The 25,549-nt window shown below is 71.3% G+C and carries 17 protein-coding genes; 9 read left to right on the top strand and 8 right to left on the bottom strand.

Translation table 11 applies throughout. The annotated features are described in order from the left end of the window. Positions 1–101 precede the first annotated feature (101 nt). From AC0ZLC_RS08245 to galE, 4 genes are all read left to right on the top strand, one after another. Positions 102–614, top strand: a complete 513-nt coding sequence (locus AC0ZLC_RS08245; protein WP_476751239.1) for a MarR family winged helix-turn-helix transcriptional regulator — start codon at positions 102–104, stop codon at positions 612–614. Between the two features lie 130 nt (positions 615–744). Then, on the top strand, positions 745–2,010 hold the full coding sequence (locus AC0ZLC_RS08240; protein ID WP_476751238.1) for a glycosyltransferase 87 family protein: 1,266 nt from the start codon (positions 745–747) through the stop codon (positions 2,008–2,010). 55 nt (positions 2,011–2,065) lie between these two features. Continuing rightward, a complete protein-coding gene (locus AC0ZLC_RS08235) occupies positions 2,066–3,658 on the top strand; it encodes a glycosyltransferase family 2 protein (RefSeq protein ID WP_476751237.1) in 1,593 nt (530 codons plus the stop codon). Positions 3,659–3,733: 75 nt separating this feature from the next. Next, positions 3,734–4,714 (top strand): UDP-glucose 4-epimerase GalE, encoded by a 981-nt coding sequence (galE, locus tag AC0ZLC_RS08230; RefSeq protein ID WP_476751236.1) that lies wholly within the window; start codon positions 3,734–3,736, stop codon positions 4,712–4,714. A gap of 107 nt (positions 4,715–4,821) precedes the next feature. On the opposite strand, the gene AC0ZLC_RS08225 is transcribed toward galE, so the two are convergent. After that, entirely contained in the window at positions 4,822–5,460 is a 639-nt protein-coding gene (locus AC0ZLC_RS08225) for a TetR/AcrR family transcriptional regulator (protein ID WP_476751235.1), read from the bottom strand. Positions 5,461–5,620: 160 nt separating this feature from the next. Between AC0ZLC_RS08225 and AC0ZLC_RS08220 the strand changes: the two genes are divergently transcribed. Both AC0ZLC_RS08220 and AC0ZLC_RS08215 read left to right on the top strand, forming a co-directional pair. Next, a complete protein-coding gene (locus AC0ZLC_RS08220) occupies positions 5,621–6,541 on the top strand; it encodes an ABC transporter permease (RefSeq protein WP_476751234.1) in 921 nt (306 codons plus the stop codon). 1 nt (position 6,542) lies between these two features. Next, positions 6,543–7,367, top strand: coding sequence for an ABC transporter ATP-binding protein (locus AC0ZLC_RS08215; protein ID WP_476751578.1), 825 nt, complete (start codon positions 6,543–6,545; stop codon positions 7,365–7,367). A gap of 33 nt (positions 7,368–7,400) precedes the next feature. Here the strand turns inward: AC0ZLC_RS08215 and AC0ZLC_RS08210 are convergent, their stop codons facing one another. The 4 genes from AC0ZLC_RS08210 to AC0ZLC_RS08195 all read right to left on the bottom strand — a co-directional run bounded on the left by AC0ZLC_RS08210 (position 7,401) and on the right by AC0ZLC_RS08195 (position 17,373). Further along, positions 7,401–10,277: a bifunctional glycosyltransferase/CDP-glycerol:glycerophosphate glycerophosphotransferase gene (locus AC0ZLC_RS08210; RefSeq protein ID WP_476751233.1), complete on the bottom strand. Its 2,877-nt coding sequence runs from the start codon at positions 10,275–10,277 to the stop codon at positions 7,401–7,403. A gap of 178 nt (positions 10,278–10,455) precedes the next feature. Further along, complete coding sequence (locus tag AC0ZLC_RS08205) at positions 10,456–15,402, bottom strand: NAD-glutamate dehydrogenase (protein WP_476751232.1); 4,947 nt, start codon at positions 15,400–15,402, stop codon at positions 10,456–10,458. 724 nt (positions 15,403–16,126) lie between these two features. Beyond that, positions 16,127–16,792 carry an HAD family hydrolase gene (locus tag AC0ZLC_RS08200; RefSeq protein WP_476751231.1) on the bottom strand — a complete coding sequence of 222 codons (666 nt, stop codon included), beginning with the start codon at positions 16,790–16,792 and terminating at the stop codon, positions 16,127–16,129. A 65-nt stretch (positions 16,793–16,857) separates the two neighbouring features. Further along, positions 16,858–17,373, bottom strand: a complete 516-nt coding sequence (locus tag AC0ZLC_RS08195) for a DUF6912 family protein (RefSeq protein WP_476751230.1) — start codon at positions 17,371–17,373, stop codon at positions 16,858–16,860. A 346-nt stretch (positions 17,374–17,719) separates the two neighbouring features. Between AC0ZLC_RS08195 and AC0ZLC_RS08190 the strand changes: the two genes are divergently transcribed. After that, positions 17,720–18,358 (top strand): Rv3235 family protein, encoded by a 639-nt coding sequence (locus AC0ZLC_RS08190; RefSeq protein WP_476751229.1) that lies wholly within the window; start codon positions 17,720–17,722, stop codon positions 18,356–18,358. A 269-nt stretch (positions 18,359–18,627) separates the two neighbouring features. On the opposite strand, the gene secA is transcribed toward AC0ZLC_RS08190, so the two are convergent. Further along, on the bottom strand, positions 18,628–21,435 hold the full coding sequence (secA, locus tag AC0ZLC_RS08185) for a preprotein translocase subunit SecA (protein ID WP_476751228.1): 2,808 nt from the start codon (positions 21,433–21,435) through the stop codon (positions 18,628–18,630). Between the two features lie 377 nt (positions 21,436–21,812). Between secA and AC0ZLC_RS08180 the strand changes: the two genes are divergently transcribed. Together AC0ZLC_RS08180 and AC0ZLC_RS08175 are read left to right on the top strand one after the other, a co-directional pair. After that, positions 21,813–22,382, top strand: coding sequence for a GNAT family N-acetyltransferase (locus AC0ZLC_RS08180; protein ID WP_476751227.1), 570 nt, complete (start codon positions 21,813–21,815; stop codon positions 22,380–22,382). A 72-nt stretch (positions 22,383–22,454) separates the two neighbouring features. After that, complete coding sequence (locus AC0ZLC_RS08175) at positions 22,455–23,630, top strand: winged helix-turn-helix domain-containing protein (RefSeq protein ID WP_476751226.1); 1,176 nt, start codon at positions 22,455–22,457, stop codon at positions 23,628–23,630. 81 nt (positions 23,631–23,711) lie between these two features. Here AC0ZLC_RS08175 and AC0ZLC_RS08170 read toward each other — a convergent pair whose 3' ends face one another. Together AC0ZLC_RS08170 and hpf are read right to left on the bottom strand one after the other, a co-directional pair. After that, positions 23,712–24,458: a response regulator gene (locus AC0ZLC_RS08170; RefSeq protein ID WP_476751225.1), complete on the bottom strand. Its 747-nt coding sequence runs from the start codon at positions 24,456–24,458 to the stop codon at positions 23,712–23,714. A 204-nt stretch (positions 24,459–24,662) separates the two neighbouring features. Next, positions 24,663–25,355 (bottom strand): ribosome hibernation-promoting factor, HPF/YfiA family, encoded by a 693-nt coding sequence (hpf, locus tag AC0ZLC_RS08165; protein WP_476751224.1) that lies wholly within the window; start codon positions 25,353–25,355, stop codon positions 24,663–24,665. Positions 25,356–25,549 lie beyond the last annotated feature (194 nt).

The following is a 25,549-nucleotide window of genomic DNA, read 5'->3' as shown; positions in this document are numbered from 1 at the left end:
TGGTGGTGACGGGCGGCCGGTCCGGCCGCCGCACAACCACTAGTAGAGCACGCAATTCAGTTGTGCACAACTAAATGATGGACAAGAGCTATCCTGGACGCATGACCGCCACGCCCGCCCCGGGTCCCCAGACATCGCCCGACGGGGATTTCCTCCGCCTCGAGCAGCAGATCTGCTTCTCCCTCAACGCCGCCTCACGCGCGTTCGGCGGGGTCTACCGCGTGCTCCTGAAGGACCTCGGGCTCACCTACCCCCAGTACCTGGTGATGCTGGTGCTGTGGGAGCACGGCGAGCTGCCCGTGAAGAAGGTGGGCGAGCATCTGCGCCTCGACTCCGGGACACTGTCCCCGCTGCTCAAGCGGCTGGAGGCGGCCGGTCTTGTACGGCGTGAGCGCAGCGCCCGCGACGAGCGGTCGGTGCACGTCCACCTCACCGGCGAGGGCACGGCCCTGCGCGAGCGCGCCCTGCTCGTGCCGCGCCGGATCGCCGCCGCGACCGGCTTCGAGCTCGGCGAGATCAACGAGCTGCGCTCCCGCCTGGACCGGCTGACGTCGGCGCTGGACGAGGCGGCGCTGACGGTACCGGCCCCCGGAGAGACGCCGGGCTGCTTCTAGGGACCTCCGCTCCGGCAGGGCGAGCGCGAGCGGCAGCAGGGCCGAGCTCGTGGTGTTCCTTCAGCATCCGTGCGTCTTGACCATGTATCAGACGGTATTCCCCATCCGTGCGGCTTACGATCCCGTCCTGATGAGCGCCTCGACGAAACTCCGCCGCCTGGTCCCGCTCGCCGTGGCCTGGTCGGCCGCCCGCGCCCTCATGCTGTGGATGCTGGCCCACGACCACCTCGCCCCGCTCGGCGGGGGCGGCGTCTCGCGCGAGGTGGAGAACCTGTACTTCCGGTGGTACGGCGTCCTGTCGCACGGCTCGTATCCCTCGGGCGACCACCTGTGGCAGTACCCGCCCGGCGCGGGCCCGGTACTGCTGTCGCCCGCGCTGCTGCCGGCGCTGACGTACCTTCAGGCGTTCGTGACCCTCACGCTCCTCACGGACGCGGTGATCACGGCGGCTCTCGCGCGCGCGGGCACCCGGCCGGGCCGCAGCACGGCCGGCGCGTGGCTGTGGACGGCGAGCCTGCCGCTGCTGCTGCACATCCCGCTGGCCCGCTACGACGTGCAGGTCACGGCGTTCGCCGTCATCTCCCTGTTGACGGTGTCGCGGTCCACGCGGGTGTGCGGCGCGTTCGCCGCCCTGGGCGCCCTGGTGAAGGTCTGGCCGGCCCTGGCACTCATCGGTCTCCCGCGGGGCCGCACGACCCGGGAGGCGTGGACGTCGGCCGTCGTCACGGCGGTCGCCCTGCTTGCCGTGCTCGCCACCCTGTTCGACCACCCCTTCGACTTCCTGCGCCAGCAGGGCGGCCGCGGGGTGCAGATCGAGTCGCTCGGCGGCACGGCCCTCGGCCTCGCACGCCACGCCGGCTGGCCGGGGCGGGTGCGGTACCAGTACGGCGCCATGGAGTTCGTCGGCCCTTACGTGCCGCTGGTGGCCGCCGCCTCGCTCGCGCTCACGGTGGCCGCCTTCGGCCTGCTGCTGCTGTGGCGGGTGCGGGCCCGGCGCTGGACGCCGTCGACGATGTACGACTCCGCGCTCAGTGCCGTCCTGCTGTTCACGGTCACCAGCCGGGTCATCAGCCCCCAGTACATGGTGTGGCTGCTCGGCCTGTCCGCCGTGTGCCTGACGGCCCGCCACACCACCCAGCGGCCCGTCGCCGCGCTGATCGTGGCGGCGACCGCCGTCAGCTCCGTCGCGTACCCCGGCCTGTACGGGGAGGTCGTCGACAGCACCTGGACGGGCTGCCTGCTGATGGTCGTACGCAACGGACTGCTGGCCGGCGCCGCGGGGCTGTCCTTCCGGCGCCTGTGGCGGTCCGGGCTCCCGGTACCGGACCGGGCGACGTCCGACACGCCCCTGCGGAACCTCCCGCAGGTTCAGCTCGTCTTCCGCACAAGACACTAAACAGCCCCAACCGGTACATTGCTCTCAACTCCTACCGTTCCGGTCGTGGACTGCCATGCACCCTCATCCCGCACAGGTCTGTGTCGTCGTCATCGGCTACGACGACGCCCCGCACGTGACGGACGCCGTGCGTTCGGCCCTCGCCCAGGGTCCGGCCGTCCGCGAGGTGATCGCCGTCGACGACTGCTCCACGGACGGCAGCGCGGAGCTCCTCGACTCCCTGGCCGCCGGTGAGCCGCGGCTGACGGTGCTGCGCCGCGCCGTCAACAGCGGCGGCTGCGGCACCCCCCGCAACGACGGGATCGACGCGGCGACGGCGCCTTACGTGATGTTCCTGGACAGCGACGACGTACTGCCGCCCGGCGCGGCCGACGCGCTGCTCACGGCGGCCGCCGAGCACGGCGCCGAGGTCGCGGCGGGCCTGTGCGTGCGGCGCGAGCTGCCGTCGGGCCGCGAGACCCGCTGGCAGCCCGAGCTGTACGCGAGACCGGCCGTGATCGCCCGCCCCGCGCGGCGGCCGCGTCTCGTCCACGACACGCTCTGCGTCAACAAGCTCTACCGCACCGCGTTCCTGCGCGAGCACGGCATCCGCTTCCCCGACGGCCGCTGCACCTACGAGGACTTCGTGTTCACCGCGCGCGTCCTGGCCGCCGCACCGCGCGTCGCGCTCGTCCCCGACCGGGTGTACGTGTGGCACGTCCGCAGGTCGGCCGCGCACCTGTCCATCTCGCTCGACCGCGCCGGCATCGACAACTGGCACGCGCGCACGGAGGCGAACCGCGCCGCGTACGAGATCCTCCTCGGCGCCGGCGAGAAGCGGCTCGCGCGGGCGGTGCGCGCCAAGTTCCTCGACCACGAACTGCGGATGTACGCGCGCGAACTGGAGCTGCGCGCCCCCGAGTACCGGCGCGCGTGGTGGGAGTGCACGCGCGCGTACCTCGCGGCCTTCGACGCGGCCGACTTCGCGCAGGCGCAGGCACCGGGCCGGGTGATCGCCCGGGTCGTCCGGGCCGCCGCCGAACCGCGCGACCTGGCCCGCGTGAAGGAGCTGGCGGCCCGCCCGGCACGGCTGTGCCCACCGTACGCGCGCGCCGCCGACGGCACACCCGTCTGGTCGGCGGACCTTCCCCAGGTGGAGCTGGACCACTTGCTGGAGCGGCCGGTGCGGCTGCTTCCCGCCGCCGTGGACGCGGAGCTGCGTCCCCGCGCGCGCGGCACTCGCCTGCGGCTGCGCCTGCACGAGCTGTACGGGCGGATGGCGGAGGCGGGTCCCTGCTCGGTGGACGTCGAGTTCGTGCGCCGGGAGGACGGGCGGGCGGGGCTGCGCCGCACGGCCGTCCTCGCGGCGGACCCCGGCGCCGGCACCTGGTCCGCCGAGACGGCTGTGGACCTGCCGGCACTGGGCTCGGGCACCTGGGACCTGCGCCTGCGGCTGCGGTTCGCCGACGGCACGAGCCGCGACACCACCGCCCACGCGGTCGCGGGGCCGGGGCTGCTGCGCCGCTCGGCCGTCCCGAGCGCCCGGCACGGCGTCCTGCTCGTCCGGCCGTACGCCACGCACTCGGGCGCGCTCGCGGTGCGACTCGCGCCCGGCCTGCGAGGCACGGCGGCGGTCGTCCGCCGCAGACTGGCGCGCCTGCTTCACTGATACGCGACCGACCACCGGCCGACCACCGGCCGGGCACTCACTCACCCGGGGCTCACTGACGAGGGGACGACCGACATGACCTGGCTGATCACCGGCGGCGCCGGTTACATCGGGGCGCACGTGGTGCGTGCGATGACCGAGGCGGGCGAACGGGCCGTGGTCTACGACGACTTGTCGACCGGCATCGCCGACCGGGTCCCCGCGGACGTCCCGCTGGTCGTGGGCTCGACCCTGGACGGGGAGCTGCTGGCCCGGACCTGCACGGAGCACCGGGTCACCGGAGTCGTCCATCTGGCGGCGAAGAAGCAGGTCGGCGAGTCGGTGGAGCTTCCGCTGCACTACTACCGCGAGAACGTCGAAGGGCTGCGGGTGCTGCTGGAGACGGTCACGGCCGCCGCCGTCCCCTCCTTCGTGTTCTCCTCCTCCGCCGCGGTGTACGGCATGCCCGGCGTCGACCTGGTCACGGAGGAGACCCCGTGCGCGCCGATGAGCCCGTACGGCGAGACGAAGCTGGCAGGCGAGTGGCTGGTCCGCGCGACCGGCCGGGCCACGGGCTTGTCCACGGCGTCGCTGCGCTACTTCAACGTGGCGGGAGCGGCGGCTCCCGAGCTGGCCGACGTCGGCGTCTTCAACCTCGTCCCCATGGTGTTCGAACGACTGACGGACGACGCGCCGCCGCGGATCTTCGGCGACGACTACCCGACCCCGGACGGGACGTGCGTGCGCGACTACATCCACGTGGTGGACCTCGCGGAGGCCCATGTGGCCGCGGCCCGGGCGCTGGAGGTGTCACCCGGCAGGGACCTGACCCTCAACATCGGCCGGGGCGAAGGCGTCTCGGTGCGCGAGATGGTCGACCGCATCAACGCGATCACCGGCTACGACACTCCCCCGACGGTCACCCCGCGCCGCCCCGGCGACCCGGCCCGGGTCGTCGCCTCCGCGGACCGCATCGCCACGGAGCTGGGCTGGAAGGCGAAGTACGACGTCCAGGACATGATCACCTCCGCTTGGGACGGCTGGGTCCGCCTGCACCCCGCCGCCGCCCGCAGCTGAGCCCCCGGCTCCTTTCGCGGTCGGGTGCTGCGGGCGGTGGCCCCGGCCGCACCGGTCCGCCGGCGGACCCGGACGTCACAAGGCCCGGACGTCACAAGGCCCGGACGTCACAAGGCCCGGAGCGCCGCCGCCGTGGCCCTCGCCAGGCCGGCCAGATGGTCCTTGGGCGGTTCCGGGTCGCGGACCACGACCGTGCGCCAGTAGAGCGGGCCTGACATGAGGTCGAGCGCGAGGTCCTCGTCGGCGTCCTCGCGGATCTCGCCGCGGGCGACGGCCGCCGCCACGATCCCGCTCGCGACGCCCTGCTGACCCTGGCGCAGCGCCTTCTGCATGGCTTCGGCGATGTCGGGATTGCGGGCCGCCTCGGCCTGGAGGTCGGGGATGATCTGGCCGGCGACGGGGTGGCGCAGCGCACGGGAGGTGACCTCGTACAGCAGGCGCAGGTCGCCTTCGAGGGTGCCCGTGTCGGGGGCGGGCAGGCCCTGGACCGCGACCGCCGAGACCAGGTCGAGCACGAGGTGGAGCTTGGAGCGCCAGCGCCGGTACACCGCCGTCTTGCCTACGCCCGCGCGACGGGCGATGCCCTCGATGGACATCCGGGCGTAGCCGACTGCGGCGAGTTCCTCGAAGACGGCGGAGCGGATGGCCTCGGTGACGTCCTCGCGGAGCACGGCGGCCCCGGCGGGGGGCCTGCGGCGCGGCGCCGTGTCCGTGCCAGGTCCGGTGGAGTCGGCGTTCGTCGTCATGCCGACCAGCATAGGACGCGACGACGAAACGGTTGCGTTCCGACGTCGAATCGCTCTACGCTCGCGTTGCGACGATACGGTCCCGTCCCGACGTGAACAGCCGGCGAAGCGCCGGTGACGGGGGCCTTCGCGTACCCCTCCCCGAGCGAAAGCAGCGGATGTGAGCCAGGTCCTCCACACACCGCCCCCCGCGACCGTGACCACCCCGGCGGCCGAGACCCCGGCGCAGCTCGCCGCGCGTCACGGCCTCACCGTCAGCGGCGCCCGCCCCACGCTGCCCGCGTACGTGCGCCGGCTGTGGGAGCGGCGGCACTTCATCACCGCCTTCGCCACCGCCAAGCTCACCGCCCAGTACAGCCAGGCGAAGCTCGGCCAGGTCTGGCAGGTGGCGACCCCGCTGCTGAACGCGGCGGTGTACTACTTCATCTTCGGCATCCTGATGGGCACCAAGCACGGCGTGCCGGACTTCGTCCCGTTCCTGGTGACCGGCGTCTTCGTGTGGACGTTCACGCAGAGCTCGATCATGGCGGGCACCCGCGCGATCTCCGGCAGCCTCGGGCTCGTGCGGGCCCTGCACTTCCCGCGGGCCGCCCTGCCGGTGTCGTACTGCCTGCAACAGCTCCAGCAGCTGCTGTTCTCGATGGCCGCCCTGCTGGTGATCCTGCTCGGCTTCGGGGTGCCGGTCCGAGCCTCCTGGCTGCTCGTCGTGCCGGCGCTCGCGCTGCAGTTCGTCTTCAACGCGGGCGTGGCGATGACCGTCGCCCGGATGGGCGCGAAGACGCCCGACATCGCGCAGCTGATGCCGTTCCTGCTGCGCACCTGGATGTACGTCTCCGGTGTCATGTGGAGCATCGACCGGATGCTGCACGACCGGGACGTCCCGCACGCGGTGCTGGTCGCCCTGCAGTGCAACCCGGCCGCCGTGTACATCGACCTCATGCGGTTCGCGCTGATCGACAGCTTCCACGGGAGCCAGCTCCCGGCCCACGTGTGGGCGCTGGCGGCGGGCTGGGCGCTGGTCGCCGGTGTCGGCGGCTTCATCTACTTCTGGAAGGCTGAGGAGACCTACGGCCGTGGCTGACATCGCGACGAAGGAAACCGAACTCCCGCACGAGGCCGGAGCCGCCGCGAGCGGCGCGGCCCCCGTCCCCACCGTCATCGCCGACGGCGTCGACATCGTCTACCGGGTCAACGGCACGGGCGCCGGCCGCGGCACCGCCACCGCCGCCCTCAACCGGATGCTGCGGCGCGGGAAGAGCGAGCAGGCGGCGGGCGTGCGCAGGGTGCACGCCGTCAGGAACGTCTCCTTCACGGCGTACCGCGGCGAGGCCATCGGTCTGATCGGCACCAACGGCTCCGGCAAGTCCACGCTGCTCAAGGCCGTCGCGGGCCTGCTCCCGGTGGAGAACGGCAGGATCTACACGGACGGCCAGCCGTCCCTCCTCGGCGTCAACGCGGCCCTGATGAACGACCTCACCGGCGAGCGCAACGTGTTCCTCGGCGGCCTCGCGATGGGCATGTCCAAGGAGCAGGTGCGGGAGCGGTACCAGCAGATCGTCGACTTCTCCGGCATCAACGAGAAGGGCGACTTCATCACCCTCCCGATGCGCACGTACTCCTCCGGCATGGCGGCACGGCTGCGCTTCTCCATCGCGGCCGCCAAGGACCACGACGTCCTGATGATCGACGAGGCGCTGGCGACGGGTGACCGTTCCTTCCAGAAGCGCTCCGAGGCGCGCATCCGCGAGCTGCGCAAGCACGCGGGCACGGTCTTCCTGGTCAGCCACAACAACAAGTCGATCCGCGACACCTGCGACCGCGTGCTCTGGCTGGAACGCGGCGAGCTGCGGATGGACGGGCCCACGGCGGAGGTGCTCGGGGAGTACGAGAAGTTCACCGCGAAGTAGCGGCCCGCGGGGCAGCAGCGCGGAAGCGCACGGTCAGGCGCGCCGCCACCCGGAGAAGAACTGGTCGACGACGCTGCGCGCGGCGGTCCCCCGGTCGTACTCGCCGAAGGCGGCGACGAACCGCTCCCGCGCGGCCGCGTACTTCACGATCTGCTCGTCCAGCGAACCGAGAGCGGCGTGCAGTTCGTCCTCGGTGCGCACGACGGGACCCGGCGCCCGCTCCAGCAGGTCGAAGTAGGTGCCGCGGCCCTCGTGCACGTACTCCTCGTAGTCGTGGACGAGGAAGAACATGGGCCGGTCGAGGAGGGCGTAGTCGAACATCACGGACGAGTAGTCGGTGATCAGGGCGTCGGCGAGCGCCAGCAGCGGCGTCATGTCGTGGTGCGCCGTGACGTCGACGACCCGGCCCCGCACGGACGGCGGGAGCACGACGTGGTTGAGGTAGTGCGAGCGGACGAGGAGGACGTACCGGTCGCCGAACGCGTCGGCGAAGCGCTCCGCGTCGAAGGGCAGCTCGAACCGCTGCCGCCCGCCACCGCGCCGGCGGAACGTCGGGGCGTAGAGCAGCACCGTCCGGTCGTTTGGGATGCCCAGCTCGGCGGCGAGCGGGCCGCGTTCACGCACCCCGCCGGACGCCTCCTCACGCTGTCTGGCGTGCACGAGCGCGTCGTTGCGCGGGTAGCCGACCCGCAGCAGCGTCTTCTCCTGGAGCCGGAAGGCGCGCGCGAGGGTGCGGACGTCGTGCTCGGAGCGGATCAGGAACCGGTCGAAGCGGTCCAGGGTGCGCTGCTGCGCCTCCTGCTCGGCACGGGACCTGAGCTTCCACTCGGCGTCGTCGAACCCCATCCGCTTGAGCGCCGAGCCGTGCCAGGTCTGGAGGTACGTGGTGCCCGGCCGTTTGGTGAGCTTCAGCGGGTAGCTCTGGTTGTCGATCCAGAACTCGGCCTGTGCGAGGGCCCGGAGGTAGGGCAGCGACCAGCGGCGCAGCAGGGTCGCGTCGGCGGGGAAACCGTCCGGGCGGCCCGCGTACGACCACACCGCCTCGAACCGCAGGCCCTGGCGGCGCATCTCCTCGTAGACGGCCCGGGGGCTGTCGCTGTACTGGCGGCCCAGGTGGCTCTCGAAGACGACGAGGCCCTTCCTGACGGGCAGGCGGCTGAACACCTCGTGGTAAATCCGGAGTTTGGTGTCGCCCGAGGCGAGCTTCTTGCGAAGGGATCTGGCTCTGCGGTACCCGGACTTGGCGAGCCGGCCGGCCGGTCCGTGCACGCCCCGCAGGACGAGTGCGGCGGCCTTCTTGTCCGGCACGAGCCGGAAGGCGAGGTGACCGCGGGCGGAGACCACCGGTTCGATGCGGTCGGCGACCAGCCGGGTGAGGCGGGGCCGCACGGGCAGCGCCCCGGAGCCCAGGTCCACGTCGGCCGCCGTGAGCCGGGTCGAGGTGCGCGCCCCGTCCACGTCGAGGTGGAGCCGGACGTCCCAGACGGCGTCCACGATGCCGAGGGGCCGGACGGCACCGAGGTCGGCCGTGGTCTCCCAGGCGAGGGAGCCGCCCTCGTGCCGGAGGGTCGTCACCGGGAAGCGGTGGGTGCGCAGGCGGACGCCCTTGCGGCGGGCGTAGAACTCCAGCTCCCCGGCGAGCCGGGCGCCGGGCGGGACGACGCCGAGGGGGTTGACGATCCGCCCGGCGAGCCGGAGGGTGCGGCCGGACCGCGCGTACCCGGTCAGCGCGTTGCGCAGGAACATCCGCTCGACGGGCCGGGCGTGGCAGCCGAGTTCGGTGACGTCCAGGACGTGCCGGCCGAAGTCGTCGTCGAGGTGCTCGGCGCACCAGTACACGCGCCCGTCGCGCTCCACGAGCGAGGAGGAGATCTTGTCGCGGTTGGTGAGCGTGTCCACGGCGGGCAGCAGATTGTCCCAGTCGCTCATCCGGAGGAGGTAGGCGCAGATGGCGTGGACGGGCTCGGTCCGGTCGAAGGCGGCGCGGTCGATGGACTCCAGGTACTCCCGGGCGATCGCGGCGAACTCCTGCCGGTAGGCGGCATCCCGGAAGGGCAGGTCACGCAGGTGCAGCACGAGGTCGTGCTTGAGGAACTTGACGTCCTTGTGGAACTTCAGCTCCAGCAGGCCGCTGTCCGCCAGGAGCCGGTCGACGCGGCGGTGGATCTCCATGCGGTGGGCGAAGTTGGCGATCTCGTGGCGCCGGTTGCTGATCGACTTCACACCGGTCGGGGCCGGCTTCTCCGTGACGTGCCAGTCGTAGACCCGGTCGGGGATCAGGGTGATGCGGCGGGCGGCCACGTACGCCTGGGCGGAGAAGAGCAGGTCCTCGTAGTGGATCCCGACCGGGAAGCTGAGCCCCTCGTCGAGCAGGAACCGCCGCCGGTAGCACTTGTTCGTCGAGAGGGTGTCGTAGACCAGCAGGTCGGGCAGCTCGGAGATCGACTCCAGGGTGCGGGTGCGCTCGTACAGCCAGGGGTACCACTTGCCCTCCTTGCCCGTGCGCGAGTCGACGTGCACGCGCACGCACAGGCCGCAGACGAGGTCGGCGCCGGTGGTCTCGGCCGCCTCCAGCAGGTTGCGGCAGGCGTTGCGCTCCAGCACGTCGTCGCTGTCGAGGAAGACGACGTGCTCGCCGCGGGCCTCCTCGATGCCGCGGTTGCGCGGGGCGCCGCAGCCGCCGCTGTTCTCCGGCAGCCGGAAGACGCGGATGCGCTCGGGGTCCCCGGCGGCCATCTCCTGCGCCACCTCGTACGAACCGTCCGTGCTCCGGTCGTCGACGATGACGATCTCGATGTCGCGCAGCGTCTGGTCCAGCACGGAACGTACGGCCGTGGGGAGTCTGGCCGCGTCGTTGTAGACGATCACGATCACGGACACGGCGGGCGCACGGAGCTGATCCCTGTTCACCCCATTGATCCTAAATAGTCCCGCCGACAATGGCCCGGCGAACTGGGCCGGTGGTGCGCCGCCCGGGCCGGGCACCGGGACCGGGGCAGCCAGAAGGGGGCGCCCCGGACCGGCCGGCCCGGGGCGCCCCCTTCGACGTGCGCAGGGACTACGTGCGCAGGGACTACGTGCGCGGGGACTACGTGTGCGTGCGCAGCAGCGTCCTCATCGTCCGCATCGCCACCGACAGGTTCGCCAGGTCGAAGGAGTCCGAGCCCCGGATCTCCTCCAGCGTCGTGCGGGCCCGGCCGAGGATCGCGGCGTTCTTCTCCTCCCACGCCTTGAAGCGCTGCTCGGGGGTCGACGTGCCGTTGCCGACGGCGAGGACGTCCGCGGTGAGCGCCGAGTGGGCCGCGTACAGGTCCTCGCGGATGGAGGCACGGGCCATGGACTGCCAGCGGTCCGCGCGCGGGAGCTCGATGATGCGGTCCATGAGCTGGGTGATGCTCAGCCGGTCGGCGAGGTCGTAGTACACCTCGGCGACGGCCATCGGGTCCTTGCCCGTACGGTCGGCCACCGCGACGATGTCCAGCGTCGGGAAGGCCGAGGAGAACCCGGCCACCCGCGAGGCGAGCCCGTCCGGGACACCGGCGCCCGACAGCTCGTCGTAGATCTGCTGATACCACTCGAGGTCCGCGCCGCGCACCAGCTTCGGCAGCTCGCCCCAGACCTGCTGGACGCCCTCGCTGAAGAAGGAGATCGTCTCGGCGAGCTGCAACGGCTGCGGACGGTTGTTCAGCAGCCAGCGCGTGCCCCGCTCGACGAGCCGGCGGGAGTGCAGGCGGATACGGGTCTGCACGTCCGCGTCCACCACGTTGTCGAGCGCCTCGACCGCGTCCCACACCGCGCTCGAATCGAAGATCGCACGCGCCGCGGTCTGCGCCCGGACGATCTCCTCCAGGGAGGCGCCCGTCTCCTCGCGCAACCGGTGCAGGAAGCTGGTGCCGCCGGTGTTGACGGTGTCGTTGACCAGCACCGTCGTGACGATCTCGCGGCGCAGCGCGTGCGCGTCGATCTGCTCACGGAACCGCTCGCGCAGCGCCGTCGGGAAGTACGCGTGCGCCAGCTTCTGCAGATACGGGTCGTCGGGCAGCGAGGTGGCGAGCAGCTCGTCGGACACGGTGATCTTCGTGTACGCGAGGAGGACGGCCGTCTCGGGACCGGTGAGCCCCTGCGCGCTGTTCAGGCGCTCGCGGATCTGCCGGTCGGTGGGCAGGAACTCCAGGGCCCGGTTCAGATGGCCCTCGCGCACCAGGTGGCGGATGAACCGCTGCTGGGCGTGGAGCATGCTGCCGGACTGGGCGAGCGCGTTGGAGATGGCCGTGTTCTGCGCGTAGTTGTTGCGCAGGACCAGGTGGCCGACCTCGTCGGTCATCTCGGCGAGCAGCTTGTTGCGCTGCTTGACGGTCAGGTCGCCGTTCGCCACCACCGCGTTGAGCAGGATTTTGATGTTCACCTCGTGGTCGGAGGTGTCCACGCCCGCGCTGTTGTCGATGGCGTCGGTGTTGATCCTGCCGCCGGACTGCGCGAACTCGATCCGGCCGAGCTGGGTCAGGCCGAGGTTGCCGCCCTCGCCGACGACCTTGACCCGCAGGTCGGCGCCGTCGACGCGGATGGCGTCGTTGGCCTTGTCGCCGACGTCGGCGTGCGACTCGGCGGAGGACTTCACGTACGTGCCGATGCCGCCGTTCCACAGCAGGTCGACCGGCGCCGTGAGGATCGCCTTCATCAGGTCGGCCGGGGTCATCTTGGTGATGCCGGCCTCGATGCCGAGGGCCTCGCGGATGTGCGCGTTGACCGGGATGGCCTTGGCGGTGCGCGGGAAGACGCCGCCGCCGGCCGAGATCAGCTCGCTGTTGTAGTCGGCCCAGCTGGAGCGCGGCAGCTCGAAGAGACGGCGGCGCTCCGCGTAGGACGTGGCGGCGTCCGGCTTGGGGTCAATGAAGATGTGCCGGTGGTCGAAGGCCGCGACGAGGCAGATGTGCTCGGAGAGCAGCATGCCGTTGCCGAACACGTCGCCCGACATGTCGCCGACGCCGACCGCCGTGAAGTCCTCGGTCTGGGTGTCGTGCCGCAGCTCACGGAAGTGCCGCTTCACGGACTCCCAGGCGCCGCGGGCGGTGATGCCCATCTTCTTGTGGTCGTACCCGGCGGAGCCACCGGAGGCGAAGGCGTCGCCCAGCCAGAAGTCGTACGCCTCGGCGACCTCGTTGGCGATGTCCGAGAAGGTGGCGGTGCCCTTGTCGGCGGCGACGACGAGGTAGGTGTCCTCACCGTCGTGCCGGACCACGTCGGCCGGGGGCACGACCTCGCCGCCGACCATGTTGTCGGTGATGTCGAGCAGCGCCGAGATGAAGGTCCGGTAGCTGCGGACGCCCTCGGCCATCCAGGCGTCGCGGTCCACGGCCGGGTCCGGCAGCTGCTTGGCGACGAAGCCGCCCTTGGCGCCGACGGGCACGATGACGGTGTTCTTCACCATCTGCGCCTTGACCAGGCCGAGGATCTCGGTACGGAAGTCCTCACGCCGGTCGGACCAGCGCAGACCGCCGCGCGCGACCTTGCCGAACCTGAGGTGCACACCCTCGACGCGCGGCGAGTACACCCAGATCTCGTACGCCGGACGCGGCGCCGGAAGGTCCGGGATGGCCTGCGGGTCGAACTTCATGGAGACGTACCCGTGCGGCTCGCCCTCCTCCGTCCGCTGGAAGAAGTTGGTGCGCAGGGTCGCCTTGATGAGGTTCAGGAAGGACCGCAGGATCCGGTCCTCGTCGAGCGAGGCGACCTGGTCGAGGGCGGCGTCCAGCTCCTCCATCAGCGCGTCGGTCAGCTCGACACCGGCCCGCTGCCGCTCCGGCGACATGCGCGCCTCGAAGAGGGAGACGAGCAGCCGGGTGGTGTGGACGTTGTTGCGGAGGGTGTCCTCCATGTAGTCCTGGCTGAACGTGGAGCCGGCCTGGCGCAGGTACTTGGCGTAGGCGCGGAGCACCATCGCCTGACGCCAGTTGAGCCCGGCGCTCAGCACGAGGGCGTTGAACCCGTCGTTCTCGGCCTGGCCGGTCCAGGTGGCGGCGAAGGCCTCCTGGAACCGCTCGCGGCCGTCGTCACCGAGGTAGTCCCCGCTGCCGCTCTGCGACTTGGGCAGGCGCAGTCCGAAGTCGTAGATCCACGCGTTCGTGCGGTCCGAGCAGCGCAGCTCGTAGGGGCGCTCGTCGGTGACCTCGACGCCCATGCGGTTCAGCGCCGGGAGCACGGCGGAGAGCGAGACCTGCTCGCCGGTGCGGTAGATCTTGAAGCGACGCTCGCCGGGGGCGGCGCCCACCGGTTCGTACAGGCTGAGCGCGAAGTCCTTGGGCTGGTCGCGCTGCTCACGGGCGAGCTGCTGGAGGTGGACCAGGTCGGCGACGGCGGCGCGCGGGGTGTGGTCGGCCTTGTAGCCCTCGGGGAAGGCGTTGCCGTACCGGCGCAGCAGTTCGGCGGCGCGCTCCTCGCCGCACTCGGCGGTCAGCGCCTCCGCGAAGCCGTCGGCCCAGGAGCGGGCGGCGTCGACGAGCCGCGCCTCGATGCGCTCCTTGTCGCTGTCGGACAGCTGGGGCAGCTCGGTGCCCTGCGGGACCCTGACCACGAAGTGCAGGCGGGAGAGGATCGACTCGGTGTTCCAGGCGGTGAAGTCGACGCTGATGCCGCCGAGTTCCTCCTTGAGGATGTCGATGATCCGCAGCCGGACGCCGGTGGTGTAGCGGTCGCGCGGCAGGTAGACGAGCGCGGAGTAGTAACGGCCGTACTCGTCCTGGCGCAGGTAGAGCCGCAGCCGGCGCCGCTCCTGGAGGTAGAGGACGCTGGTGGCGATGGCCCGCAGCTCGTCGACCGGGGTCTGGAACAGCTCGTCGCGCGGGTACGTCTCCAGGATCTGGAGCAGGTCGCGTCCGTCGTGGCTGTTGGGCGAGAAGCCGGCGCCCCTGAGAACCTCCTCGACCTTGCGGCGGATGACGGGCACCCGGCGGACGGACTCGGTGTACGCGGCGGAGGAGAAGAGGCCGAGGAAGCGCCGCTCACCGACGACGTTCCCGTTCGCGTCGAACTTCTTGACGCCGACGTAGTCGAGGTACGAGGGCCGGTGCACGGTGGCCCGGCTGTTGGCCTTGGTCAGCACGAGCAGCTTGTGCTCGCGGGCCTTGGCGCGGGCGTCGGCGGGCAGCCGCTCGAAGGACGGGCTGACGGGGTGGCTCTCGTCGTCGCCGTGCTGCGGGTCGGAGCGCAGGATGCCGAGGCCGGTGCCGGGCACGGCGGCCAGGGAGTCGTCGTCCCGCAGCTGGTACTCGCGGTAGCCGAGGAAGGTGAAGTGGTCGTCGGCGAGCCAGCGCAGCAGCTCCCGGGCCTCCTCCACCTCCTGGTCGCGCAGGTCGTCGGCGGTCGGTTCCCTGGGCAGCTCGTCGGCGATGCGCAGCGCCGAGTCGCGCATCTTCTCCCAGTCCTCGACCGACTCGCGCACGTCGGACAGGACGCGCAGCAGGTCGGCGGTGATCTGCTTCAGGTCGGCACGGTCGGTCTCGCGGTCGATCTCGACGTGGATCCAGGACTCGACGAACGCGTCGTGGGGGAGCTCGGCGCCCGGCCGTTCCGGCAGCACCTCGATCAGCCTGCCGGTCAGATCGCGCCGTACGACGAACTGCGGGTGGATGACGACGTGGATACCGCGTCCCTGCCGCGACAGCTCGTTGGTCACGGAGTCGACGAGGAAGGGCATGTCGTCGGTGACGACCTCGACGACCGAGTGGGTGCAGGTCCAGCCGTTCTCCTCCACGGTCGGCGTGTGGACCCGTACGTTGGCCGTGCCCTGCGGGCGGTTCTCCGCCAGCCGGTAGTGCGAGAAGGCGGCTCCGAAGATGTCGACCGGGTCGCGGTCGGTGAGGTCCTCCGGGGCGGTGTGCAGGTAGTAGCGCTGGAGGAACGCGAGCACGGTGTCCCGGTCGGGGGTGCCCTCGCCCGTCGTCCCGGTCGGTAGGTGCTCCCCGACCGGGCTGTTCTCAGCTACCCGGGCGGCCCGTTCGAGCAGCTCGGCCTTTGCTTCGTCCAGCTTGGTCTGCATTGTCCTCTGGCTCCTGTCGCGCGCCGTTGCGTGACGTTGAAGGAAGTTCGGTTTCTTCTTTGACGTGACGCCGAGACGCGGGGTGTCCGGTCTGTTCCGACGCTATGCCGCATGAAGACACGGGCGAGGGATTATCGTCCAATTCCGGCGCCCCCGCCGACTGTGACGCTGCTCTCGGCAGCGCCGGTACACCACGGGTACCGAGGGCACGGGAGGCGCTGGGCGCCATCGGCGTTCCGGCGGTCAGTGCCGCCGGGGCCCGCCCGACCCGCCCGCGAGGACCAGCGAGCGCCGCCCGGACACGGATGTCGTCCGTGCTCTCCGGGCGCAGGGCAGGGGCGACGACGCCCCCGCGAGATATCGCGCTGATCACGCCACCAGGCTATCGCCCCGCCCCGGGGCCTAGTCATGAGCCGTATGTGTACAAAAGCAGGGGTCGAACTTTGACACTCTGCACAGGGACGAAAGTCGTGGATGTGCGCATGCGGTCCCCGGGGAGGGGGCGGGTCCGGGCCTCGGGGTGCGGGTGCGGACCCCGCGAGGGGCGGGTGCGCTCCGTGGGAGGGGCGGGTGCGGACCCCGCGAGGGAGCACATGCGGTCCGAGGCAGGGAGCACATGCGGTCCGTGGGCGGGGACGGGTGCCCGCGCCGGTGCGGGGCCAGGCACGGGCGCGGGCACCCGTCGGGCCCGCGCACCGAGGGGTCGCCACGATGTCACCCCACGTCAAGCCGCCAGCCGCTGGGCCTCCTCGACCGCCTCCGCCAGCGTGTCCACCACCGGCACGCCCACCACTTCGAGGCTGGCCCGGCTGTGGGAACCGCCGGTGTAGAGGACCGCCTTCGCTCCGACGTGCAGGGCGGCGAACGCGTCGTCGGCGGCGTCCCCGATCACCACCGTGCGCGCGGGGTCCACCCCCGCGAGCGCCCCGATGTGCCGCACCATGTGTTCGGCCTTGCTCCCGCCGGACGGCCCGGTCCGCCCGTCGACCCGGAGGAAGTGCGGCTCGATGCCGAAGCCACGCACCAGCGGGACCAGCTCCTCGTGCCCGTACATGCTGAGGATGGACTGGCTGCGGCCCGTGGACCGCCAGCCCGCGAGCAGGTCCGGCACCCCTTCGGTGAGCGCGCACGCCGTCCGGTGCTGCGCGTAGTACCGGTGGAAGACCTCGTCCATGACCAGCCACTCGGCGTCGGTCGGCAGCCGGCCCATCAGCCGCTCGTAGAACTTCGGCACCGGTACGCAGTACAGCGACCGGTAGCGCTCGATGGTGATCGGCGGGATCCCCAGCTCGGCGAACGCGGCGTTCGTCGCTGCGATGATCGCGGCGTTGTCGTGGAACAGCGTCCCGTTCCAGTCCCACACGATGTGCGCTGCTTCGTGCTTCCCCATGGACCGAAAATACCCAACCCCGCCGACAGCCGACCGCGCGCGGTCCAACTCCGCCCGCGACCTCGTCAGTCGCCGAGTCCCACAAGGCCCGGGATCTCCTGTGTCGCGTACCAGAGCAGCTCGTGGTCCTCGGCGCCGTCGACGGTGAACCGGGCGTCGTCGTCCCCGAGATCCGCCGCGCCCAGCGCCTCGGCGGCGGCGACGACGTCCGCCTGCGCCTCGTCCGAGTCGACGTGCACCGCGGCCGCGTCGGCGAGCCGGACGGGTCCCGCGACCCGCACCTCGCCGAGCGCCGACGCGTCGAGCCCCCGGTCGGGGTCGGCCTGCGCGGCACCGTCGGCCACGTCGACCGCGACGACGACCCGTCGGCGGGGAGCTGCCGGGTCGACCGCGATCAAGCGCAGCGAGGCGAGCGCGGCCCGGTTCAGCGCCGCGTACTCCAGCTCCTCAATGTCGTCCGAGACGTACCACTCGCGCAACGCGGGCGTGACGGCGTACGCGACGAGCGGTCCCGCCCCCAGCTCTCCCGTCTTGTACGCCTCGGCGAGACCGGAGAGGGTCAGGGGGACGTAGACGCGCATGGCTGGCCGCTTTCGTAGTCGGAGGGCCCCCGGCGAGGGCGGTTTCCCGCACCTTCGGGAGGGCCTTCAGGATACGTGCGGGCGTCCCCTTTCGGGTTCCGGCCCGTACGCCGCCCGACGTCCACCCCGGTCCCGGATTTCACCCGGTGCACCCCTGCCGCGCCTTGCCCCGGCGCCCGGCCGCTCACACTGATAGGTGAACCCGCCTGCCCGCTCCGGCGCGCGCCACGGTCCTTGCCGTCGTCCCGTACCGCCCCGTACAAGATCCCCACCAGCAAGTTACCGCCCGGTATTCATCGGGCTCCGGCAGACGGGGACGGCACATGACCAGGAACGGGGACGGCGCATGAACAAGGTGATGACCAGGGCAGGGCGCAGTCCGGGCGGCCGCCCGCCGGTCCGCCACGACACGCGCCGGCCGGGCGGCACCCCGCCCCGTGCCCCGGGCGGCGGCGCACCGCGCTCCCAGCCCCGGGGCAACCGCCCGCCGTCCCCGGCCCCCGTCCGCACGGCCCCGACGCAGGCGGTCCCCACGCCGACGGCCCCGGCGTCGGCGGCCCCCACGGCAGCGGTCCCCTCCACGACGGCGCCGGCCTCCCCGGGGCACACCGGCTCCCCCGGAATGACGCCTGGCCCCGCTCCCCGGTCCCGCCCGACGGACGTCTTCGCCGAGCGCCTCCTCGCCGTGCTGAGCGGCGGGCGTCCCGTCCACTCCATGCTGCGCCACACCGCGGGCCGCGCCTACGACGAGCTGGCATGGCTGGCCGAGCACAACCCGCTGCGCACCCGCGGGGCGCGTCCCGTCGTCCGCGACATCGGGTACTACGTCCCGCGCGCCGGTGCCGTCGAGGTCTTCGCGCGGATCGGCGCGGGCGAGCGGCTGCGCGCCATGGCCTTCCGCCTGGAACGGGGCCCCGACCTGCGCTGGCGCTGCACGGCTGTGGAACTGGGCGGCCCCCGCATGCCCCGCCCGGACGACGACTGAGGGCCGCACGACGACTGAGGGCGGCCGCACCACGGCCGAACCGAGGGCCGCCGCACCACGGCCGAGGGCCGGGCACTCAAGGTGCCCGGCCCTCGAAGACCACTCCCGCCCGCCCGCGGCGACTCGACCGCCGTTTCACGCGGCGCCCGCGTGGGCGGCGCCCACCGCTCACAGTGGTGCGTGCCCGCGTCGCGGGGCACCCACCGCTCACAGTGGTGCGTGCCTGCGTCGCGCGGCGCCCGCTGCCGACGGCGGACTGCTGACGGCGCCTACTTCTTGCGGCGCCGCCCGCCCTTCTGCTGCTGCTTGCGGCGCTCGGCGCGCGTGAGGCCGTCCGCCTCGGAGCGCACCGGCTCGTCGTCGACGAAGTCGCCCTCGACGATGCCGCCCTCGCCGTCCACGGTGGGTGCGGAGAAGTGCAGCCGGTCCGGCCGCTGCGGCGCTTCGAGCCCCTTGGCGCGGATCTCGGGACGCGCGCCCGCGGGGACGGCGTCCTCCTTGCGCAGCGACGGCGCGGCATCCTGGACCGGGACCTCCTCGACCTGCTGCTCGACCTGGACCTCCAGGTTGAACAGGTAGCCGACGGACTCCTCCTTGATGCCGTCCATCATGGCGTTGAACATGTCGAAGCCCTCGCGCTGGTACTCGACCAGCGGGTCCTTCTGCGCCATGGCCCGCAGGCCGATGCCCTCCTGGAGGTAGTCCATCTCGTAGAGGTGCTCGCGCCACTTGCGGTCGAGGACCGAAAGCACGACCCGGCGCTCCAGCTCACGCATGATCTCGGAGCCGAGCTGCTCCTCGCGGGCCGCGTACTGCTCGTGGATGTCGTCCTTGATGGACTCGGAGATGAACTCGGCGGTGAGGCCGGCCCGGTCGCCTGCCGCGTCCTCCAGCTCGTCGACGGTGACCTTCACCGGGTAGAGCTGCCTGAAGGCACCCCACAGCCGGTCCAGGTCCCACTCCTCGGCGAAGCCCTCGGCGGTCTCGGCCGCGATGTACGCGTCGATCGTGTCGTCCATGAAGTGCTGGATCTGCTCCTGCAGGTCCTCGCCCTCCAGGACGCGGCGGCGCTCACCGTAGATGACCTCGCGCTGGCGGTTGAGGACCTCGTCGTACTTCAGGACGTTCTTGCGGGTCTCGAAGTTCTGCTGCTCGACCTGCGACTGGGCGGAGGCGATGGCGCGGGTGACCATCTTGTTCTCGATCGGCACGTCGTCGGGGACGTTCGCCATCGACATGACGCGCTCGACCATCTGGGCCTTGAACAGGCGCATCAGGTCGTCGCCGAGGGAGAGGTAGAAGCGGGACTCGCCGGGGTCTCCCTGACGGCCGGAACGACCGCGCAGCTGGTTGTCGATACGACGCGACTCGTGTCGCTCGGTGCCCAGCACGTACAGCCCGCCGAGATCCTTGACCTCCTCGAACTCCGCCTTCACGGCCTTCTCGGCCCGCTCCAGGGCGGCGGGCAGCGCGGCGGCCCACTCCTCGATGTGCTCCTCGGGGTCGAGGCCGCGCTGGCGCAGCTCGGCCTCGGCGAGGTCGTCGGGGTTGCCGCCGAGCTTGATGTCCGTACCGCGTCCGGCCATGTTCGTGGCGACGGTCACGGCGCCCTTGCGGCCGGCCTGGGCGATGATCGGCGCCTCACGGTCGTGCTGCTTGGCGTTCAGCACCTCGTGCTGGATGCCCCGCTTGCTGAGCTGCTGCGAGAGGTACTCGGACTTCTCGACCGACGTCGTACCGACGAGGATCGGCTGGCCCTTCTCGTGCTTCTCGGCGATGTCGTCGACGACCGCGTCGAACTTGGCCACCTCGGTGCGGTAGATCAGGTCGGACTGGTCCTTGCGGACCATCGGCCTGTTCGTCGGGATCGGGACGACACCGAGCTTGTAGATCTGGTGGAACTCGGCGGCCTCGGTCATCGCCGTACCGGTCATGCCGGAGAGCTTGCCGTAGAGGCGGAAGAAGTTCTGCAGGGTGATCGTGGCGAGGGTCTGGTTCTCGTCCTTGATGTCCACCCCTTCCTTCGCCTCGATCGCCTGGTGCATGCCCTCGTTGTAGCGGCGGCCGGCGAGGATACGGCCGGTGTGCTCGTCGACGATCATGACTTCGCCGTCGATGACGACGTAGTCCTTGTCCTTCTTGAAGAGCTCCTTGGCCTTGATGGCGTTGTTCAGGTAGCCCACCAGCGGGGTGTTCACCGACTCGTACAGGTTGTCGATGCCCAGCCAGTCCTCGACCTTGGAGACACCGGGCTCGTGGATCGCGACGGTGCGCTTCTTCTCGTCGACCTCGTAGTCGCCGGTCTCCTCGATGCCCTTGAGCGGGTTGCCCGGCTCGCCCCTCTTGAGGCGCGTGACCAACTTGGCGAAGTCGCCGTACCACTTGGTGGCCTGGTCGGCGGGGCCCGAGATGATCAGCGGGGTGCGCGCCTCGTCGACGAGGATGGAGTCGACCTCGTCGACGATGGCGAAGTTGTGGCCGCGCTGGACGAGCTCGTCCTGGGACCAGGCCATGTTGTCGCGCAGGTAGTCGAAACCGAACTCGTTGTTCGTGCCGTACGTGATGTCGCACGCGTACTGCTCGCGGCGCTGGGCCGGCGTCATGTTGGCGAGGATGCAGCCGACGTCCAGGCCCAGGAACTTGTGGACGCGGCCCATCATCTCGGAGTCGCGCTCGGCCAGGTAGTCGTTGACCGTGATGAGGTGGACGCCCTTCCCGGAAAGGGCGTTCAGGTACGCGGGCAGCGTGCCGACCAGGGTCTTGCCCTCACCGGTCTTCATCTCGGCGACATAGCCGAGGTGAAGCGCGGCACCACCCATCATCTGCACGTCGTAGTGACGCTGGCCGAGGACGCGCTTGGCGGCCTCGCGGACGGTGGCGAACGCCTCGGGAAGCAGGTCGTCGAGGCTCTCGCCGTCGGCGTACCGCTGCTTGTACTCATCGGTGAGGGCCCGCAGCTCGGCGTCGGAGAGGTTGACGAAGTCCTCTTCGATGGAGTTGACCTGGTCCGCGATGCGGTGCAGCTTGCGCAGGATCTTGCCTTCGCCTGCACGCATGATCTTCGAGAGGACGGACACGGGGGTTGGTCTCCTTGCCGGTCGGGCCTGGGACGGTCGGTTTTCCCTTGATGCAACTGAGCAACGGCCATCGTATGCGAGGACCCCGCCACGCCGGGAGGTCTGCTCTCGTGACAGCTACCAGGACAACGGACGAGGGCCGCGGATGGTGCCGCGTCAAGTCACGAAATGAACCAGACGTGGCCGCACGCTCACGCACAGTCCGCACCTTCCGGTCCCGTGCCGACCGGGCGCCCCCGGCGCCGCGCCCGGCCGCCCCCGGCCCCCCCCCCGGCCGGGCCCCAGCCGGGCCTCGGAGCCCATCTCCCCGGCACACATTCGGCCAGCCGCCGCCGAAAGGAATGGCGCCCCCGCACGCGCCCGAGCAGAATCGGCCGATGGAACCCGTCACGCTGACCACCCACCGTCTTCTTCTGCGCGCAGTGGGCCCGCACGACACCGACCCCGTGTACGCGGCCGTGCAGGACGCCGACATCCAGCGCTGGACGACGATCCCCTCGCCGTATCTCCGTGAGCACGCCGAGGCGTTCGTCGCACAGATCTCCCCGGACGGGTGGACGCACGGTTCGATGTTCACCTTCGGCGTCTTCCTCCCCGCCGGCGACCTCGCCGGCATGCTCAGCCTCACGATGCGCTCGCCGGGAGTGGCCGAGGTCGGCTTCTGGACCGCCAAGGAGCACCGGGGCAACGGGTACATCACCGAGGCCGTCCTCGCCGCGTCCCGCTGGGCCTTCACCAAGGGGGCGGTCGACCGCGTGGAGTGGCGCGCCGAGGTCGGCAACGCCGGCTCCCGCGCGGTGGCCGAACGGGCCGGCTTCACCATGGAGGGCACCCTCCGGTCGGCCATCAGCAACAAGGGCGTACGCCGCGACTGCTGGGTGGCGTCCCTGCTCCCCTCCGACCTCGGCCTGCCCTCCACGGCGCCGTACCTGCCCGGCCCGTCGTAACCACCGCGACCGGCGCGGCAGGTCCTCCCGGCGCCCGGCCGAATGTCAGTGGCACCGCCTACCGTGTGGGGCATGACGAGTCTTCCGCGTCCCGCCGCCGCACTCTCCGCCGACGAGGCCCGCCGGATCGCCCTGCGCGCCCAGGGTTTCCTCGGCGCCCCCGACCGCAGGGGCGGCGTGCGGGGCGTCCTGCGGCACCTGGGCGCGGTCCAGCTCGACACGATCTCGGTCCTGGCCCGCTCCCACGAACTCGTCCCGTACGCCCGCCTGGGAGCCGTCGGCCGCAGGACCGTGGACGCGGCCTACTGGACAGACACGCACGCCTTCGAGTACTGGTCCCACGCGGCCTGCATCCTGCCCATCGAGGAGTGGCCGCACTTCGCCTTCCGCCGCCGCGCCTACCGCGCCCGCCCGCACTGGAACCACGCGCTCCCGGACGGCACCTACGACCAGGTCATCAAGCAGCTGCGTACCGAAGGGCCGCTCACGGCGACCGAGTTGGGCGGCGCGAAGAAGACCAGCGAGTGGTGGGACTGGTCGGGCACGAAGGTCGCCGTGGAGCGCGCGCTGATGCACGGCGAGGTGGTGTGCACCGAGCGCCGCGGCTGGAAGCGGGTGTACGACCTCGCCGAGCGTGCCGTCCCCGAGGCCCTGCTCCACGACGAGCTGGACGACGCCGAGTGCCTGCGCCGCCTCGTCCGCCTGGCCGGGCGCTCCCTGGGCGTCGGCACGCGCGCGGACATCGCCGACTACCACCGCCTGAAGGGCGAGCAGGTCGACGCGGTGATAGCGGATTCGGGCCTGGTGCCGGTGACGGTGGAGGGCTGGGGCAAGCCGGCCTGGGCGGATCCGGCGGCCCTGGAGACGACCCCGCGGGGTCGGCACCGTACGACACTGCTGTCCCCGTTCGACTCCCTCATCTGGGAGCGGGCCCGCACGGAGCGGATCTTCGGCTTCACCCACCGCCTGGAGGCGTACGTCCCCAAGCCCAAGCGGGTGTACGGCTATTTCGCGATGCCGGTGCTGGCAGGTGGCCGTCTCGTCGGCCGCGTGGACCCCGCCCGCGAGGGCGGCACCCTCGTCGCCAAGCACGTGACACTGGACGGTCCGAAGGCCGTGCCGGCCGTCGCGCAGGCTCTGGTGGAGGCCGCGAGCTGGGTGGACTGCACGGACGTGCGCGTGGAGCGGGTCGACGCGCCGGAGCTGCGCGCTCCGCTCACGGCGGAGCTGGCACGGGCAGTCGCCTGAGCACCCCGCCCGGGCTCGGCACGGGCGGTCACCTGAGCACGCGGCCCGGGCTCGGCACCTCTGGGCCGGAAGGCTCTCGGCTCAGCGGATTTCGAGGATCTTCTCGCGCATCGCGTACACGACCGCTTCCATCCTGGAGTGCAGCTGAAGCTTCTCCAGGATGTTGCGCACGTGGTTCTTCACGGTGTTCTCGGAGATGAACAACTGCTTGGCGATGTCCCGGTTGTTCATGCCGGTGGCAACCAGCTTGAGGACCTCGAGCTCGCGGTCCGTGAGCCGGGGGGCGGGCACCAGGCGCCGCTCGTCCGTCCGCTGGATCATCGACTTGAACTCGGTGAGCAGCTTCGACGCCATGGACGGGCTGATCTGCGACTGTCCGTCGGCGACCGCGCGAATGGCGGTCGCCACCTCGTCCGTGGAGATCTCCTTGAGGAGATAGCCGGTGGCCCCGGCCTTGATCGCGTCGTAGAGGTCGGCCTCCTCGTCGCTGATCGTCAGCATGATGATCTTCGCGCTGGGGGCCACCTCCTTGATGGAGGTGCACGCCTCGATGCCGCCGCGCTTGGGCATCCGGACGTCCATCAGCACGATGTCGGGCAGCAGGTCGGCGGCCTTGTCGACCGCCTCGGCCCCGTCACCGGCCTCGCCGACGACCTGGATGTCCTCCTCGGCCGCGAGCACGATCTCCAGACCGCGGCGGAAAAGGGCGTGATCGTCCACGACGAGAACCCGGATGGGCTCCTTGCGCGAAGGACCCGCGTCCGGGCCCATGCCGACGACGCCGTCGTCGGCGCCCCCGTCACGCATCGGTCCGAAGCTGTCCGGCATCGTTCCTCCCCCTGAAGGCCGTGGCCTGCATTCCTGTGCCATCGCCAACCCAAGGCTACGGCCCACGGGTTGAGCCGGTGCGGCCATGATTCCATGCCCGGACGGCACTGCGGTGACAGAGCGGGGCGTAAGTGGTCGCACACCGGTGCCCCTGGGGGCGCACGCGCTCACCAGGGGCACCGGTCGGCCCGTCACCGCAAGGGGTCAGCCGCCGAGCACACCACCCGGCGCGGCCGACTCGGCCTGGGCGACCATCGGGTCCGTGTTCAGGTGGATGACGCCGTAGTCGTACGCGTGCCGCCGGTAGACGACACTCGGCTCCTTCGTCTCGGAGTCGACGAACAAGTAGAAGTCGTGTCCGACCAGCTCCATCTCGTAGAGCGCCTGATCGAGCGTCATCGGGGCGGCCACATGGGTCTTCTCGCGGACGACGAGGGGGCCTTCGCCCACGACCTCGAGCGAGCCGATCTTCTTGGTGGGCACGGCGTCCGACGGCTCGTCATGGACGATGCTGCCGTCGACGTTCAGCGTCGCCGCGTCCGGCACCGCGTCGGCGACCTCGGCCGCCGGGATCCGGCCGGCGCCACGGCGCGTGTGGCGCTTGTCGTGCTCCTTGCGCAGCCGGGCCTCCAGCTTGTCCGCCGCCAGGTCGAGAGCCGCATACGGATCGCTTGCCGCTGCCTCCGCCCGAATGACCGGACCGCGCGAGCGGAGTGTGATCTCCACTCGGTCACATCGGTCTGCCTGTCGAGGATTGGGCTCCTTGGACACCTCCACGTCGAGGCTGATCACCTTGCCGTCGAGCTTCTGGATCTTCTCCAGCTTCAGCTTCTCGGCCACGTGCTTGCGGAACCGCTCGGGCACCTCGGTCTTGCGGCCCTTGACGACGATGTCCACGCAGAACTCCGTTCCCGGATCGCTCCGCACGTCGGCGGAGCATCTCCCTCTTGCACCAGACTCCGGTAAGTCCCGGAACCTCGGACTCGGTGACTGTCACCTCCTCCTCCCCCGCGGACAAGATCTCCACCCCACCGGTGCGGGTGATTGAGGAGAAACCCGCGACACGGCATTCGGATCCGCGAGGTGCGGCC

The organism is Streptomyces sp. GLSS-08 (assembly GCF_056387915.1).
This window is presented reverse-complemented; position numbering and strand designations above follow the sequence as displayed.

Coding starts and splice junctions, on each gene's coding strand:
- galE (WP_476751236.1), top strand. CDS start 3,734: ATGACCTGGCTGATCACCGGCGGCGCCGGTTACATCGGGGCGCACGTG.
- AC0ZLC_RS08190 (WP_476751229.1), top strand. CDS start 17,720: ATGAACAAGGTGATGACCAGGGCAGGGCGCAGTCCGGGCGGCCGCCCG.
- AC0ZLC_RS08180 (WP_476751227.1), top strand. CDS start 21,813: ATGGAACCCGTCACGCTGACCACCCACCGTCTTCTTCTGCGCGCAGTG.
- AC0ZLC_RS08175 (WP_476751226.1), top strand. CDS start 22,455: ATGACGAGTCTTCCGCGTCCCGCCGCCGCACTCTCCGCCGACGAGGCC.
- AC0ZLC_RS08195 (WP_476751230.1), bottom strand. CDS start 17,373: ATGCGCGTCTACGTCCCCCTGACCCTCTCCGGTCTCGCCGAGGCGTAC.
- AC0ZLC_RS08240 (WP_476751238.1), top strand. CDS start 745: ATGAGCGCCTCGACGAAACTCCGCCGCCTGGTCCCGCTCGCCGTGGCC.
- AC0ZLC_RS08170 (WP_476751225.1), bottom strand. CDS start 24,458: ATGCCGGACAGCTTCGGACCGATGCGTGACGGGGGCGCCGACGACGGC.
- AC0ZLC_RS08245 (WP_476751239.1), top strand. CDS start 102: ATGACCGCCACGCCCGCCCCGGGTCCCCAGACATCGCCCGACGGGGAT.
- AC0ZLC_RS08235 (WP_476751237.1), top strand. CDS start 2,066: ATGCACCCTCATCCCGCACAGGTCTGTGTCGTCGTCATCGGCTACGAC.
- AC0ZLC_RS08200 (WP_476751231.1), bottom strand. CDS start 16,792: ATGGGGAAGCACGAAGCAGCGCACATCGTGTGGGACTGGAACGGGACG.
- AC0ZLC_RS08205 (WP_476751232.1), bottom strand. CDS start 15,402: ATGCAGACCAAGCTGGACGAAGCAAAGGCCGAGCTGCTCGAACGGGCC.
- AC0ZLC_RS08225 (WP_476751235.1), bottom strand. CDS start 5,460: ATGACGACGAACGCCGACTCCACCGGACCTGGCACGGACACGGCGCCG.